The sequence below is a fragment of the Nonomuraea wenchangensis genome (genome assembly GCF_900111685.1).
GTDB lineage: Bacteria > Actinomycetota > Actinomycetes > Streptosporangiales > Streptosporangiaceae > Nonomuraea > Nonomuraea wenchangensis.
Genome location: NZ_FOHX01000011.1, coordinates 142,721 through 157,593, shown reverse-complemented (window position 1 = coordinate 157,593; position 14,873 = coordinate 142,721). Strand labels below are relative to the sequence as shown.

Sequence of the window (14,873 nt, the reverse complement as noted above, 5' to 3'; positions counted from 1 at the left end):
GCGCGGGACGGGCCTCAGGTGGCGCAGGAGTCGTGGGTGGCGTCGAAGCCCTTGATCGCCTCGCTGTCGTCGGAGCGCAGCTCCTTCAGGCCCTTCCAGTCGTTGCCGATCACCAGCACGAGCTGGTTGGTGCGGGCCGCGGGCAGCTTGCGCAGCGACGCGCCGAGCAGGTCGCCGGTGAGGGTCGGGACGCGGGTCTCGCCGTTGGGGCCGTAGAGCACGGTGGTCTTCGCGTACGGCTTGCGGGCGGTGTCGCCGATCTTGGTGATGTGGTAGCCGCGCTGTTCGAGGAAGGCGGCGACCTGGGTGCCGAGACCGCCGCGCCAGGTGCCGTTGCGCAGCTCGATCTGGATCTTGGAGCGGCCCACCTTGGCCTGGCCGCCCTTCACGCCCTCGACGCTCTGGTCCTTGGCGACGATCTGGAACAGCCGGTTGGCCTGCGGCTGCGTCCACTCCACCCGGCCCGGCTGGGTGAGGGAGTAGTGCCACGGGGTGGTGATGAACCGGATCTTGCCGGCGTTGAGCCCCTGAAGGCTGGTGGCGAGGTCCTTCATCACGCCCGTGGTCAGGTCGCGGTCGGTGGTGACCGCCTTGGTGGCGGCGTCGAGCAGGCCGAACAGCTTGGCGGGATCGGTCAGCGTCTCGCCGCTCATCACCTGCTTGACCATCGAGGCGATGAACATCTGCTGCCGCTGGATGCGCCCGATGTCGGAGCCGTCGCCGAAGCTGTAGCGGGCGCGGACGTAGCCGAGCGCCTGCTCGCCGTTGAGCTTCTGCCGGCCGGCCGGCAGGTGCAGCAGCGCCTTCTTGTCGTCCACGCGCTGCGGCAGGCAGACCTCGACGCCGCCGAGGGCGTTGACGATGCCCTTGAAGCCGGTGAAGTCGACCTTCACGAAGTGGTCGATGCGGATGTGGGTGAGGTGCTCGATCGTCTTCCACGTGCAGCCGATGCCGCCGGAGTTGAACGACTCGTTGATCATGCCGAGGTGCGCCCGCTGCCCCGGGAACGCGCCCGTGGCCCGGCAGGCGGGAAGCTGCACGAGCGAGTCGCGCGGGAAGCTGACGACCATCGCATTGTCGCGCTCGGACGACACGTGCATCAGCATGATCGTGTCGGTGCGCTCGCCTGCGATGGAGCGGCCGTACTTCGCGTTCTTGCCGTCGCGCTGGTCGGAGCCGACCACCAGGACGTTCATCGCGGTGCCGGCGACCTTCGGCGGGCGGGTCGCGCCGAGGTCGTCAGGGGTGACGTCCTCGTGCTTGATGTTGCCGTTGAGCTTGGCGAGGACGCCGACCGCGACGCCCACCACCAGCAGGACGACGGCCACCGAGATCGCCAGCGTCCACCGCAGCCAGCGGCGGCGCCGGCGCGGCTGCGCGCCCGGTTCGGAGGCCGGCGCGTCGACAAGCCCGCTGCTCACGTGACTCCCCAAGGGACGGGGCCGAAGGGCAGGCCGCCCCTGGCCAAGAGCCTCGCCGTACAGTTCTCGGCCGTGGATCGAGCCCGAGTGTATCCAGTCAGCGGCCGGTGCGGGCCCGGACCCGGACGCCCGGATGGTAAGGACCCGATATGTTCATCCGCTCGCCATGCGTCATCCGGGGACGTCCATCCCGCCGCTCCTGGGGGCGACCAGCCCGGACTCGTAGGCGAACACCACCAGTTGCGCCCGGTCACGGGCGCGCAGCTTGGTCATCGCCCGGCTGACGTGCGTCTTCGCGGTGGTCGGACTGATCACCATATGGGCGGCGATCTCGTCGTTGGACAGGCCGCGGGCTACCAGCGCGGTGACCTCGCGCTCACGGTTGGTCAGCACGCCCAGGGCCTCGGGGGACGGGCCGGGGCGGCGGGCGACGTACTCGCCGATCAGGCGGCGGGTGATCGCGGGGGACAGCAGCGCGTCGCCCCGGGCCGCCACGCGCACGCCCTGGAGCAGGTCGGCGGGCTCGGTGTCCTTCACCAGGAAGCCGCCGGCGCCGGCGCGCAGGGCGTCCACGACGTACTCGTCGAGGCCGTAGTTGGTGAGGATCACGACGTGCGTGCCGGACAGACGGTCGTCGGCGGCGATCCTGCGGGTGGCCTCGATGCCGTCCATGACCGGCATCTGGATGTCGACCAGGGCCACGTCGGGGCGGTGCGTCAGGGCCAGCGCGACGGCCTGCTCGCCGTTCGCCGCCTCGGCGACCACCTCCAGGTCGTCCTCGGCCTCCAGCAGGGCGCGGAAGCCGCCGCGGATGAGCGCCTGGTCGTCGGCGAGCAGCACGCGGATCACGCCGGCTCCCGCAGCGGCAGCGCGGCGTGGACGGTGAAGCCGCCCTCGGGGCGGGGCTCGGTCCGCAGCCGGCCGCCGAGCGCCGACACGCGCTCGCGCATGCCGCGCAGGCCGGTGCCGGGGACGGGCGGCTCGCCGGCCGACGCCGAGCCGTCGTCGTCCACCTGGACCACCAGCTCGGCGTCCGCGTACTCGACCCGCACCTGGGCCGCCGCCGCCCCGGCGTGGCGGGAGACGTTGGTGAGCGCCTCCTGGACGATCCGGTACGCGGCCCGGTCCACCTCGGGCGGCAGCGCGCGCCGGGCTCCCGCGACGGTCACCGTGGTCGGCAGGCCGATCGAGCGGGCCCGCCGCACCAGGTCGTCGAGCCGGTCCAGCCCGCTCGGCACGCATTCCTCCGGGGCGAGGGCCGGGGCGTGGGCGGGAGCGGGGTCCGGCGGCGGCGCTGAGTCGTCGCGCAGGACCTCCAGGGTGGCGCGCAGCTCGCGCATGGCGTCACCGCTCGCCTCCTGGATCGCCAGCAGCGCCGCGGGCACCTCCTCGCCCCGCTTGCGCGCCAGGTGCACGGCCACCCCGGCCTGCACCTTGATGACCGAGATGCTGTGGGTGAGCGAGTCGTGCAGCTCCCTGGCGATGCGAAGCCGCTCCTCGCCCGCCCGCCGCCTGGCGACCTCCTCGCGGGTGCGTTCGGCCTCGGCGGCCCGCTGCTCGGCCTGCTCCAGGTAAGCCTGCCGGTGCCGGGTGACCGTGGCCGCCACCCCCGACGCCACGAACCAGCCGAGCAGCAGGATCGTGGCCTGCAGGATGTCCTTGTCGCTCCGGTCGGTGACGGTGGCGAGGTCCTTGGCGAGGTTCGCGCCCAGGAAGACGGCGGCGGCGAGCGCGGGGAGCAGCCGGTGCCCGTACCTGACCGCGCCGAACACCGAGATCATCACGGGGAACGCGGCGGGCGGTCCCGGCTGGGCGTGCACGGCGTAGCCGAGCATGGCGGCCGTGCTCCCGGCCAGCGCCAGCAAGGGGGCCCGCCGCCAGGCCGCGAGCGCGAGCGAGCCGGCGAGCACGGCCACGAGGTCGATCGCGAGGCCGGCCGGGTCCCGGTGCGGCGAGCCGACGAGCACGTTGACCGTCAGCATGACGGCGACGACCCCGGCGAGCAGCGCGTCCTGGGCAGACGGCCCCAATCGCTCCAGATACCTCACCTCTGCAGATTAGGGTCTTTCCCCGCGATGATCCTCCGCAGAAGGGCGTATTCTCCGGCTACTTCCGGCGTAGTACGCGGCGGGCATCCCGGTCCGGCGGCGTACGGGGAGAAGCATCCGGCGGCACGACGACCGCGGGCCCTCCGGGGCCGCACGATGTCCGGCATGGACACCACCAGAAACAGGGGCCAGTTCCGCTACGTGACCCCCGTGCCGCCCGACGCCGCGACCGGCCGGGTCGCCGACGTCTACCGGCAGCTCGCCGAGGACTTCGGCATGGCGCGCATGGCGGTCTTCCAGACCCTGTCGCCCGCGCCCGAGGTGCTGGCGGCCACCTGGGCCCTGCTGCGCGAGACGCTGCTCACGGGGGACGTCTCGCGTACCGGCAAGGAGGTCGTGGCGCTGGGGGTGTCGCTGGCCAACCGGTGCCCGTTCTGCGTGGCGGCGCACACGACGCTGCTGCACGCGACCGGCGACCACCGGCTCGCCGAGACCGTCGCCGCCGGGGGCGTCCCCGACGATCCCGGGCACGCGCGGCTGCTGGCCTGGGCCAAGGAGCGGGGACCGGCGCCGTTCCCCGCCGAGCACGCCCCCGAGTACGTCGGGACCGCCCTGACCTTCCACTTCGTCAACCGGGTCGCCTCGGCGCTGCTCACCGAGAACCTGCTGCCGGGCAACCTGCAGAGGTCGCGGCTGGTGCGGAGCGCGGGCGGACGGGTGATGGCGCGGACGGTGCGCAGGCGGCTGCCGTCCGGGGCCGGTCTGCCGCTGATCGCCGGTCTGGGCGGGCGTCCCGCGCCCGGCTGGGCGGGGCGCACGCCGGCGGGCGTGGCCTACGCGGCGCTGTGCACGGTGGCGGACGACGGGGGCGACCTGCTCAGCGCCGCGGCCCGGGCCGCCGTCGCCGGCGCGGTCGCCGTCTGGGACGGCGAGCACCCGCCGATGAGCGGCGCCCGGCTGGACGGCCCGCTCGCCGGCCTTCCGCCCGCCGAGCGGCCCGCGGCCCGGCTGGCCCTGCTCACGGCCCTGGCGCCGTACCGCGTGACGGACGCCGACGTGGCCGCCTGGCGCGGCACCGCGACGGACACCGCAGGGGCTTCCGGGGGCGGGGACGCCGCGCTGGTGCGGATCATCGCCTATGGGGCGATGCTCGCGACCGCGCGGGCCGAGGCCCTGATCACCGCGGGCCTCCCGCTCACGGGCTACGCGGAAGGCGGGAGGCGGTCGGAGCGGGGCCAGACGTACTCCAGGTCGTCCGGCTCCTCGTCGCCGAACTTCGGCCGGTAGTAGACGGGGTCCTTGCGCAGCAGGGCCGAGCGGTGGCTGCGGTGCAGGGCCTCGTCGCCCAGCCAGGGCGGCAGCTCGCCGGCCGTGGCGAGCTCGGGCTGGCGGCGGATCTCGGGGGTGCCGCGGAGCCGGGTCAGCTCGGTGGTCATGGTGGCGGCGCAGGTGTCGGCGCGGCCCAGGGCGCACCAGGTGTCGCAGACGTCCAGGCCGTAGCGGACGAGGGCCTCCTCGTACCCGGCCCACATCTTGACGACGGGGTGGTGCCGCCAGCCGTAGCCGGGGACGGTGAGGGCGCGCAGGATCTGCAGGGTCTCCACCCGCTGCTTGCCGAGCCGCAGCGGGTCGAGCACCCCCGCGGTCGCCACGAAGTCCGGATAAGGCAGGAACGTCTGCATCGGCCACCCCCTCTGACCTGCCACTACCCGTGCATCGTATGGACCGCTCGCCGGAGCGCGCTCACAATCGGCCCATGGGAGACGGTTATGTCGGCGCCAGGACGCCGCGACGGGAAGACGCCCGGCTGCTGACCGGGCGGGCCAGGTACGTCGGCAACGTCCGGCTGCCCGGCCAGGCGTACGCGCACGTGATCCGCAGCCCCATCGCGCACGGACGGCTGCTCGGCTGCGACGTCAAGGGAGCCTGGTCGGCCGAGGGCGTGCTCGACGTGATCACCCCGGCGGACGCCGCGGGCCTCCGCCTGCCCTGCGTCAACCTCTCCCCGGGCCAGCGCCTCACCGGCTATCCGGTGCTGGACGAGACCATCAGGTACGCGGGCCAGCCCCTCGCCCTCGTCGTCGCCCGCACCCCCGAGGCCGCCAGGGACGCCGCCGACCTCGTCGACCTGGAGCTCGGTGAGCTGCCCGCGGTCGTCGGCGTGGAGCGGGCGCTGGCGGAGGACGCCCCGCTGCTCCACCCCGACCTGGGCACGAACGTCGTCACCGACTTCCTGCTCGGCGACGACGACTGCGCGGCCGTGATCGAGGGGGCGGCGCACGTGGTGGAGATGACGTTCCGGATGGGACGGGTCTCGCCGCATCCCGTCGAGCCGCGCGGCGTCGTGGCCGACTGGTCCGGCGACGAGCTGACCGTGCGCATCTCCACGCAGGCGCCGCACCACGTGCGCGAGCACCTGGCCGAGGCGCTCGGCCTCTCGCACGACCAGGTACGGGTGATCGCCGGCGACACCGGCGGCGGCTTCGGCGCCAAGGAGCACGTCTACCCGGACGAGACGCTGATCTGCCTGGCCGCGACCCGCCTCGGCCGCCCGGTGGCCTGGACGGAGGCCCCGGGCGACCGGCTGCTGGCCACGCTGCCCGCGCGGGCCGCCGTGCACCGGGGACGGCTGGCGCTGGACCACGACGGGCGGTTCCTGGCCCTGGAGGCGGACGTGCTCGCCGACCTCGGCGCCCACCCGTCGAACGCGGGGGCCTCGACGGCGGCGGTGACCGCCACGCTGCTGCCCGGCCCGTACCGGTTCGAGCGCGTCGCCGTCCGCGTACGGGCCGTGGTGACCACCACGACCCCCACCGGCTCCTACCGCGGCTTCGGCCAGCCGGAGGGCACCCTGACGCGGGAGCGGCTGATCGACGAGGCCGCCCGCAGGCTGCGGATCGACCCGGTCGAGCTGCGGCTGCGCAACATGCTGGGGCCGGACGAGCTGCCGTGCGTGACCCGCGTCCATCAGCGCTACGACTCCGGCGACTATCCGCGCGCCCTGCGGACGCTGCGCGACCTGGTCGAGCCGGTGGTGAAGGACGACGGCCGGCGGCGCGGCATCGGCTGGTCCTGCCACGTCGAGAGCACCGCCATGGGCCCGTCCGACGACCTCAAGGCCATCGGGGTGCAGGCCGGCGGCTACGAGACGGCGGTGCTGCGGATGGAGCAGGACGCCTCGGTGGTCGTCGCGTCGGGCGTGGTCGGCATGGGCCAGGGCATCGAGACCGCGCTGGCGCAGCTCGCCGCCGACCGGGTGGGGGTGCCGCTGGAGCGGGTGCGGGTGGTGCTGGGGGACACGGCGGCGACGCCGTACTCGTCGGTGGGGTCGATCGCCAGCCGGGCGCTGACGCTCGGCGGCGGGGCGCTGGTGCGGGCGGCGGCCCGGCTGCGGGACAAGCTCGTGGCCATCGCGGCGCACCGGCTGGAGGCCGCGCCGGAGGACCTGGAGCTCGCCGGCGACGCCGTACGGGTCAAGGGCGACCCGCAGGCGTCGGTGCCGCTGCGCGAGCTGGCCACGTCCGCGTGGCGGGGCTGGGACCTGCCGGAGGGCATGCCGCCAGGGCTGGAGGAGCGGGTCAGCTACGACCCGCCCGGCTACACCTTCGCCTACGGCGCGCACGCGGCGGCCGTGGCCGTGGACCCGGAGACGGGCGCGGTCGAGGTCGAGCGCTACTGGGTCGTCAACGACGCGGGCGTGCTGGTGAACCCCGCCGTGGTGGAGGGCCAGATCCACGGCGGCGTCGCCCAGGGGCTCGGGCAGGCGCTGACCGAGGACATCGGCTACACCGAGGAGGGCCAGCCGATCACCGACTACCTGCTGCCGACCACCCGGGAGGTTCCGGACATCCAGGTCGTCCTGCTGGAGACGCCGTCGCCGATCACGCCGGGCGGCATGAAGGGGGTGGGCGAGGCGGGCACGATCGGCCCGCCGGCCGCCGTCGCCAACGCGGTCGCCGCTGCCCTTCCCGAGATCGCCGGCCGGGTCACGGACGTGCCGCTGACGCCGGCGGCGGTGTGGTCGCTGCTGCGCTGAGGTTCTGTCCTCCTTTCCGGAAGTCCGCCGATTTCTCACCGGAAACTTCGACCCGGACGGCCGTCTCGTGCGTACACGTTTCGACAGCCGCTTCAGTTCACCTGTGAACCCCGGGAAGCGAGACGGTATGACGACCACCCTGCGATCGCCCCGCCGGCGCGGGACGCGGTACGTGTGGCCGCTGCGGGAGGATGCCCGGACGGTCGGTCACGCCCGTACGGTCATCCGCCGGCACCTGTCGGCCCTCGACCTGCACCCTGACCTCGTCCACGACGCCGTGCTCATGGTGAGCGAGCTGGTGACCAACGCCTTGATGTACGGCGAGGCCCCGTACGAGCTGCTGCTGCACGTGGACGCCAAGGACATCATGTGCGTGGTCGTGGACGGCGGCCCCGCCCCGCCCGAGCCGGGGCCGCCCGATCTGGAGGCCGAGCACGGGCGCGGCCTGCGCATCGTGGCCCGGCTCTCCGACGGCTTCTACGGCTGCCACCCCCAGCGCTACGCCACGCACCCCGAGCTGGTGGGCAAGGGCACCTGGTTCGCCCTGCCCCGCCAGGGCCCGGCGTGCGCCGTCGTGCCCATCCGACCTGGGGCATAACACCTCAATCGCTGTCAAGTCAGGACTTCTAGCAAGATCACGGCTACAGTGTCAGCCGCGAGCCGGGGATGATCTTCGTCGAGGGACGAGCCCTGGCCGCTCTGGAGGCCGTATGTCTGTCTGGAACCCGCGCACCGGCGCCGCGGTCGCCGTCCTCGCGCTCGCCGCAGCCCTCACCACCTCACCGGCGTCGGCGGCAGCGGCGAGGACGTACTACGTGGACGCCGTCAACGGCAGCGACGCGGCGGCCGGCACCTCGCCCGCCACCGCGTGGAAGACGCTCACCAAGGCGTCCGCCGCGGCCCTCGCCCCCGGCGACCGGCTGCTGCTCGCCCGCGGCAGCACCTGGCAGGGACAGCAGCTCGCGATCACCCGCTCGGGCACCTCCGCCGCCCCGATCGTCGTGGACGCGTACGGCACCGCCGCCGCCCGCCCGGTGATCACCGGACACGCCGAGGCGTGCGTGAGCCTCGCCGGCACCCACATCGAGCTCTACAACCTCCAGGTCGGGGTCGCGCGGGACGGCGCGCGCTGCACGTGGGCCGGGGTGAAGGTCTCCGGCCACGACAACGTGGTCGAGCGCAACCTCATCACCGGCGCCGCCGCCGGCGTCTACATCGAGCAGGGCGTGCGCTACACGGCGGTCACGGCCAACGACTTCGTCGACAACAACCACATGAGCACGCTCACCCCCAAGAACGTGGACGACAACGATGACTCGGGCGCGTTCGCGATCCTCGTACAGGGCGACGACTCCAACATCGGCTGGAACGAGATCCGCGGCTCCTCGGCCTTCAGCTACGACTACGGCATGGACGGCGCCGCCGTCGAGATCTTCCTCGGCTCCCGCAACCGGATCCACCACAACATCGCCGTGGACAACGAGACCTTCACCGAGCTCGGCACCAGCAGGGACGTCAACCCCGACGGCAGCCCGTCCGACCCCGACGGCACCTCGGGCAACGTCTTCGAGTACAACGTGATCACCGGGCCGCTGACCCAGGCCGCGCTCGTGACGAGGGGCCCGCAGGAGCCCGGCGAGGAGCCCGACCCCAACGGCCCCGTCCTCGGCACCGTCTTCCGCAACAACAGCGTCCGCCTCACCCATGCCGACTCGCAGGGCGTGGTCTGCGACGCCGGCTGCACGAACGCGCACCTGTCCATGTCCCAGAACATCGTCCAGGCCGTGGTCAAGACCGCCTACGGCCCCGGCGTCACCGACAACCACCACAACGTGTTCTTCGGCGCCCGCCAGCACCAGATGGGCGGCACCGCCAACGTCACCGCCGACCCGCTGTTCGACCTGACCGACGCCGCGCAGCCGCTCAAGCTCCGCGCCGGCAGCCCGGCCATCGACCTCGGCGTGACGCGCTTCAGCGACCAGGACATCACCGGGCGCGCCATCGACGGCAGCGACGGCCCCGTGGACGCCGGAGCCTACGAGTACGACAAGTAAGCGGACTACCGCCGGACGGCGGCGAGGACCAGCAGTCCCGCCGCCAGCCCGGTCAGCCCGGCGGCCAGGTAGACCTCGTTCAGCGCCGCGTACGCCGCCCTGCCCGTGCCCTGGTAGAGCAGGCCGAGCGCGGCGACGCCGAGCGCGTAGCCGAGCTGCCTGACCGTGTTGACCGCGCCGGCCGCCATGCCCGCCCGGTGCGGCGGGACGGCGGCCATGGCGGCGGAGTTGAGCGCCGGGATGGCGAGGCCCACGCCGATGCCTACCACCACCAGACCGGGCGCGAGCGCGGTCCAGCCCGCGTCCGGGCCGAGGCGGCCCTGGAGGAAGGCGCCCGCGGCGATCAGCAGCAGCCCGCCGCCGAGCGCGACGCGCGGCGACAGCCGGGGGAACAGCCGGGCGGCGGCCACCGCGACCACCAGGGACGTGACCGCCATCGGCGACAGCGCCACGCCCGCCAGCACCGGCCCGAGAGCCAGGGACTGCTGCAGCCAGAACGAGGTGAAGGCGAGGCAGGCGAAGGCGGCCGGCATGAGCAGCCCGGCTCCCGCCATGATCCCGCTGAACGACCGGTTCGCGAACAGCCGCAGGTCCAGCATGGGCCGCCGGCTCCGCAGCTCGATCACCAGGAACGCGGCCAGCGCCACCGCGGCGGCGGCCAGCGGCACGAGCGTCCGCGCCGCCGCCCAGCCGTGCTGCCCGGCCTCGATCAGCCCGTACGTCATCCCTCCCGCCGCCGCCGTGAACGTCGCCATCCCCGCCCAGTCGAGCCCGGCCCCGCCCGGCAGCCGCGACTCCTTGACCGAACGCAGCGTGAGCCAGGCGGCGACCAGGCTGATCGGCAGGTTCACCAGGAAGATGGCCCGCCAGTGCAGGTGCTCGGTGAGCAGGCCGCCGAGAACGGGCGCGACGGCGGCGGCGGCCCCGTTCACGCCGCCCCACACGCCGAACGCGATGCCCCGCTGCCGCCCCTCGTAGGTGGCGCTGACCAGGGCGAGCGTGGTGGCCATCATGGCCGCGCCGCCCGCGCCCTGCACCACCCTGGCCGCCAGCAGCAGGGCGCCGTTCGGGGCGATCCCGCAGGCCAGCGAGGCCAGCGCGAACACCGCCAGCGCCACCAGGTAGACCCGCCGGCGGCCGGCGTGGTCCGCGACGGATCCGGCCGCCAGCAGCAGGGCGGCGAGGGCCAGCGCGTAGCCGTCGAGCAGCCACTGCGTGTCGCCGAACGACATGCGCAGGTCGGCGGCGATCGGGGGGAGCGCGACCATGACGATGGTCACGTCGACGAGCAGCATGAAGGCGCCGAGGCAGGCGGCGACCAGCGGCCGCCAGCTCGTGGCCGTGGTGGCCGCCGTCCGTGGGTCTGTCACATGTGTCATGGGGGCCAAGGTCGGCGACGCGTGCCGGTCCTCGCCAGGAAACCGGGCCGTTCTGCAGGATTTCCGTGCGAGCTACGCTCTCCTGGTGGAAAACGTCACGCTGGACGAGGTGGACCGAGGGCTGCTGCACGCGCTCCAGGTGGACGGGCGGGCCTCGTTCAGCCGGATCGCGGACGTGCTCGGCGTGTCCGACCAGCGGGTGGCGCGCCGCTACCGGCGGCTGCGCTCCACCGGGATGTTGCGGGTCGTCGGCGTGGTGGACGGGCGGCGGCTCGGCTACGAGTCGTGGGCGCTGCGGCTGCGGTGCACGCCCGACGCGGCGAGCTCGATCGCCGAGGCTTTGGGGCGGCGCCCCGACACCTCCTGGGTGCACCTGCTGTCCGGCGGCACCGAGATCTCCTGCGGCACCCTCCAGCGCACGCCCGCCCAGCGGCAGGCGCTGCTGCTGAACAAGCTGGCCAGGACGAGCCGGGTGCTGTCGGTGGCGGCCCACCGGACGCTGCACGTGTTCGTCGGTGGGCGGATCGGCTGGGCCGGGCTGGCGGCGCTCTCCCCCGGCCAGGTGGCCCGCCTGGAGGCAGGCCGGGTCTACCCGGCGCACGGCTCCGCCGGCGAGCCGGTCTCCCTGGGGCCCGGCGACGAGGCGCTGCTCCGGGCGCTGTCGCTGGACGGCCGGGCGGTCCACGCCGATCTCGCCGCGGCCACCGGCTGGTCGGAGTCCACGGTCAAGCGCCGCATGGAGCAGCTGTGCGCGGCCGGCGTGCTCTTCTTCGACATGGACGTGCTGCCCGCGCTGCTCGGCTACCAGGTGGAGGCGCAGCTCTGGATGTCGGTGCCGCCCGCCGAGCTGGACGCGACGGGACGGGCCCTGACCCGGCATCCCGAGGTGGCCTTCGCGGGCGCGACGACCGGCTCGCACAATCTGACGGCCAGCGTCGTGTGCCGCGACGACGCGGCCTTCTACCGCTACCTGACCGAGGACCTCGGCGCGCTGCCCGCGATCCGCCAGATCGAGACGGCCCCCATCGTCCGCACGATCAAACGCGCCGGCGCCCTGCTGCCCGGGTGAGCGCGGAGTCCCTTCACAGCCCCGCGGCTCATCGATCACAATCACCCTCGACGCGAGCGCTGAGGATGTCGTATGGGCGAGTTCGAGGCTTTGCGCGACGGGGATCCACGGCAGGTCGGCCCCTTCAGGCTCGTCGCGCGGTCGCGGTGACGGCGTAGGAAAGCCCCGCCCAGGCGCCCTGCTGCTCGTTCGCGCGCCGATAATCGGAAGGGTGCGGCGGCGGGCGTTCCTGCGGGCCGGCGGGGTGGCGGCGGCCGGGCTGGCCGGGGCGCTGACACCGGCCGGGGTCGCGCGCACGCCCGACGACTGCTTCGTCCGTTTACGCCGCCGCTGGCGCGAGCTCGCCGCGGGCTCCGGCCACGACCCGGCGGCCGAACCGTACCGGGCCGAGCCGGCCGCCCTGGGCCGGGCCGCCGCCCTGGGCCGGGCCGCCGCCCGTCACCGGGACACGATGGCGCCGGGTCCCGGCCGGCTCTGGCCGGACCAGCCGTTCCCCTCCTTCGTCGCGACGCCGCGCCGCCTGCGTACGATGGCCCGCGCCTACGCGCTGCCCGGCACCGGGCTGACCGGCGACCCCGCGCTCGCCGAGGCCGTGGCCGCCGGGATCGACCACTACCGGCGGCACGTGTACGCGGCCGGCGCCTACCCGGCCGGCAACTGGTGGCACTGGCAGATCGGCGTCCCGAAGGCGCTGCTCGACGCGTCCTTGCTGGTCGAGCCGCAACTCGGCGAGGAGCGCCGGCGCGAGCTGGCCGGAGCCGTCGACCACTTCGTCCCCGAGCACCGCCTCGGCTCCTACAGCGGCACCAGCACCGCCGCCAACCGCGTGGACCTGTGCCTGGTGATGCTCCTGCGGGCGATGCTCGACGCCGACCACGGCAGGGCGGACCTCGCGGTCGCCGCGCTGGCCCCGGTGTTCCGCTACGTCGGCGAGGGCGACGGCTTCTACCGGGACGGTTCGTTCATCCAGCACGAGTACGTCCCCTACCAGGGCTCCTACGGGGTGACGCTGCTGTCGGGCACGGCCCTGATCTTCGCGCTGCTGCGCGGCTCGCCGTGGGAGGTCACGCATCCGGTGGCGTTCGAGGTGGTGGAGCGGTCGTTCGCGCCGTTCGTGCACGACGGGGCGTGCATGGACCTCGTACGCGGGCGCGACATCGGCCGCCGCCCCTTCGGCGACCACGAGCGGGGCCACGCGCTCGCCGACGCGATCCTGCTGCTCGGCGAGGTAGCGCCGGCCGGCTACCGGGCCCGCTGGCAGGCGATGGTGAAGGGCTGGGCGGCGCGGAGCGGTCACCGGCCCGCGCTGGAGCCCGCCGCGCACGCCCGCCTGGCGGCGGTCGAGGCCGATCCGGCGGTGCCCGCCGCGCCCGAGCCGGTCGGGCACCGGCTGCTGCCGATGAGCGCGCGGGCGGTGCACCGGCGGCCCGGCTGGTGCGCGGCGCTCAGCATGTCCTCCCACCGGATCGGCCACTACGAGCACGGCAACGGCGAGAACCTGCGCGGCTGGCACACCGGCTCAGGGATGCTCTACTGGTGGGCGGACGGCCACGGCGACCACTACTCCGACTCCTTCTGGCCCACCGTCGACCCCTGCCGCCTGCCCGGCACGACCGTCTCGGCCAAGCGGCTGCCGGACGGCGCGGGCGGCGCGTGGGGCGACACCCGTACGCCGTGGCGGTGGGTCGGCGGGGCCACGGACGGCACGTACGCGGCCGTCGGCCAGCACCTGAGCGGGCTGGAGAGCACGCTGGAGGCGTTCGCGTCGTGGTTCTTCCTCGACGACGCCGTGGTCTGCCTCGGCGCGGGCATCACCGCCGAGGACGGCGCACCGGTCGAGACGATCGTCGACAACCGCAGGACCGCCGCGCGGCTCACCCTGGGGGAGGGCTGGGCGCATCTGGAGGGCCACGGCGGCTACCTGGTGCCCCTGGTGCCCGGCGGGCGGGTGCGCACGCTGCGGGAGCGCCGCGCGGGCGGCGGGGTCGCCCGCGACTACGTCACGCTCTGGCTCGACCATGGCACCGACCCGCGCTCGGCCGGCTACCACTACGTCCTGCTGCCCGGCGCGACAGCGGAGGAGACGCGGGCCCGCGCGGCCGAGCCCGGCCGGCTGCGGGTGCTCGCGAACTCCACCGGGGCGCAGGCCGTGCGCGTGCCCGCCCTCGGCCTCACCGCGGCGAACTTCTGGCTCGCCGGATCGGCCGGCGGCCTGACCGCCTCCGCGCCGTGCGCGGTCCTGGCCCGCGAGCACGGCGACGGCACGGCCACGCTGGCCGTGTCCGATCCCCGCCGAGACCTGGAGGAGCTGACGGTCACCTGGGACCGGCCGATCGCCGGCCTGCTCGCCGGGGAAGCCCTCCTGACCGGCTCCACCCTGTCCTTCCGCGACCTCGCCGCCCGGGAGGGCGCCTCGGTCACGGTCACCGTCCGTCTGGCTTGAGCTCGCCGCTGATGATCCACAGGTGGCCGAACGGGTCACGTACGCGGCCCGAGCGCTTGCCGTAGGGCCGGTTCTCGATCGGCACGACCACCTCGGCGCCGTGGGCGACCATGCGTTCGCCGACCGCGTCGGGATCGCCGACCTCGACCTCCAGGAGGACCGCCGACCCGCCGAGATCGTCGGGCGACAGCCACCCCCACGCCGCGACGGCCGGCGAGACCCGGAAGGACGCCCCGCCGACGCGGTGGTCGATGACGCTGGGCCGGCCGTCGTCGGTAGGCGGGGCGCTGAAGACCTGCTCAGCGCCCAGGGCGGCCTGGTAGAACGCCGACGCGAGCTCCGGGTCGGGCACGACAAGACGGGGAAAAAGGCGAATGTCAGACATCATGAGCCCATCGTCGGGCCGGGCGAAGGCAGCGGTCT

At 74.3% G+C, this 14,873-nt stretch carries 12 protein-coding genes; 6 read left to right on the top strand and 6 right to left on the bottom strand.

Annotated elements, in window-relative coordinates:
* Positions 1-14: 14 nt before the first annotated feature.
* The 3 genes from BMW85_RS30070 to BMW85_RS30060 form a co-directional block, all read right to left on the bottom strand.
* Complete coding sequence (locus tag BMW85_RS30070; RefSeq protein ID WP_091088090.1) at positions 15-1,421, bottom strand: LCP family protein; 1,407 nt, start codon at positions 1,419-1,421, stop codon at positions 15-17.
* Positions 1,422-1,592: 171 nt separating this feature from the next.
* Positions 1,593-2,270, bottom strand: coding sequence for a response regulator (locus BMW85_RS30065; protein ID WP_091088087.1), 678 nt, complete (start codon positions 2,268-2,270; stop codon positions 1,593-1,595).
* Positions 2,267-3,469 (bottom strand): sensor histidine kinase, encoded by a 1,203-nt coding sequence (locus BMW85_RS30060; RefSeq protein WP_245775151.1) that lies wholly within the window; start codon positions 3,467-3,469, stop codon positions 2,267-2,269. Before BMW85_RS30060 ends, BMW85_RS30065 begins: the two co-directional genes overlap by 4 nt.
* Before the next feature lie 165 nt (positions 3,470-3,634).
* Between BMW85_RS30060 and BMW85_RS30055 the strand changes: the two genes are divergently transcribed.
* Positions 3,635-4,756, top strand: coding sequence for a carboxymuconolactone decarboxylase family protein (locus BMW85_RS30055; RefSeq protein ID WP_245775150.1), 1,122 nt, complete (start codon positions 3,635-3,637; stop codon positions 4,754-4,756).
* On the opposite strand, the gene BMW85_RS30050 is transcribed toward BMW85_RS30055, so the two are convergent.
* On the bottom strand, positions 4,672-5,151 hold the full coding sequence (locus BMW85_RS30050; RefSeq protein ID WP_091088082.1) for an MSMEG_6728 family protein: 480 nt from the start codon (positions 5,149-5,151) through the stop codon (positions 4,672-4,674). The two genes, BMW85_RS30055 and BMW85_RS30050, sit on opposite strands and share 85 nt — an antisense overlap.
* 74 nt (positions 5,152-5,225) lie before the next feature.
* Between BMW85_RS30050 and BMW85_RS30045 the strand changes: the two genes are divergently transcribed.
* The 3 genes from BMW85_RS30045 to BMW85_RS30035 all read left to right on the top strand — a co-directional run bounded on the left by BMW85_RS30045 (position 5,226) and on the right by BMW85_RS30035 (position 9,559).
* Entirely contained in the window at positions 5,226-7,505 is a 2,280-nt protein-coding gene (locus BMW85_RS30045; protein ID WP_091088080.1) for a xanthine dehydrogenase family protein molybdopterin-binding subunit, read from the top strand.
* Positions 7,506-7,632: 127 nt separating this feature from the next.
* Positions 7,633-8,103, top strand: coding sequence for an ATP-binding protein (locus BMW85_RS30040; protein WP_091088077.1), 471 nt, complete (start codon positions 7,633-7,635; stop codon positions 8,101-8,103).
* A 112-nt stretch (positions 8,104-8,215) separates the two neighbouring features.
* The gene (locus BMW85_RS30035) at positions 8,216-9,559 is read left to right on the top strand and encodes a polysaccharide lyase domain-containing protein (RefSeq protein ID WP_091088075.1); all 1,344 of its coding nucleotides are present in this window, start codon (positions 8,216-8,218) and stop codon (positions 9,557-9,559) included.
* Positions 9,560-9,564: 5 nt separating this feature from the next.
* On the opposite strand, the gene BMW85_RS30030 is transcribed toward BMW85_RS30035, so the two are convergent.
* A complete protein-coding gene (locus BMW85_RS30030) occupies positions 9,565-10,938 on the bottom strand; it encodes an MFS transporter (protein WP_091088072.1) in 1,374 nt (457 codons plus the stop codon).
* 85 nt (positions 10,939-11,023) lie between these two features.
* Between BMW85_RS30030 and BMW85_RS30025 the strand changes: the two genes are divergently transcribed.
* Both BMW85_RS30025 and BMW85_RS30020 read left to right on the top strand, forming a co-directional pair.
* Positions 11,024-12,007, top strand: coding sequence for an Lrp/AsnC family transcriptional regulator (locus tag BMW85_RS30025; protein ID WP_218155977.1), 984 nt, complete (start codon positions 11,024-11,026; stop codon positions 12,005-12,007).
* A 211-nt stretch (positions 12,008-12,218) separates the two neighbouring features.
* A complete protein-coding gene (locus BMW85_RS30020; protein WP_091088067.1) occupies positions 12,219-14,450 on the top strand; it encodes a polysaccharide lyase 8 family protein in 2,232 nt (743 codons plus the stop codon).
* On the opposite strand, the gene BMW85_RS30015 is transcribed toward BMW85_RS30020, so the two are convergent.
* A complete protein-coding gene (locus BMW85_RS30015) occupies positions 14,431-14,802 on the bottom strand; it encodes a VOC family protein (protein ID WP_245775149.1) in 372 nt (123 codons plus the stop codon). The two genes, BMW85_RS30020 and BMW85_RS30015, sit on opposite strands and share 20 nt — an antisense overlap.
* Positions 14,803-14,873: the final 71 nt, after the last annotated feature.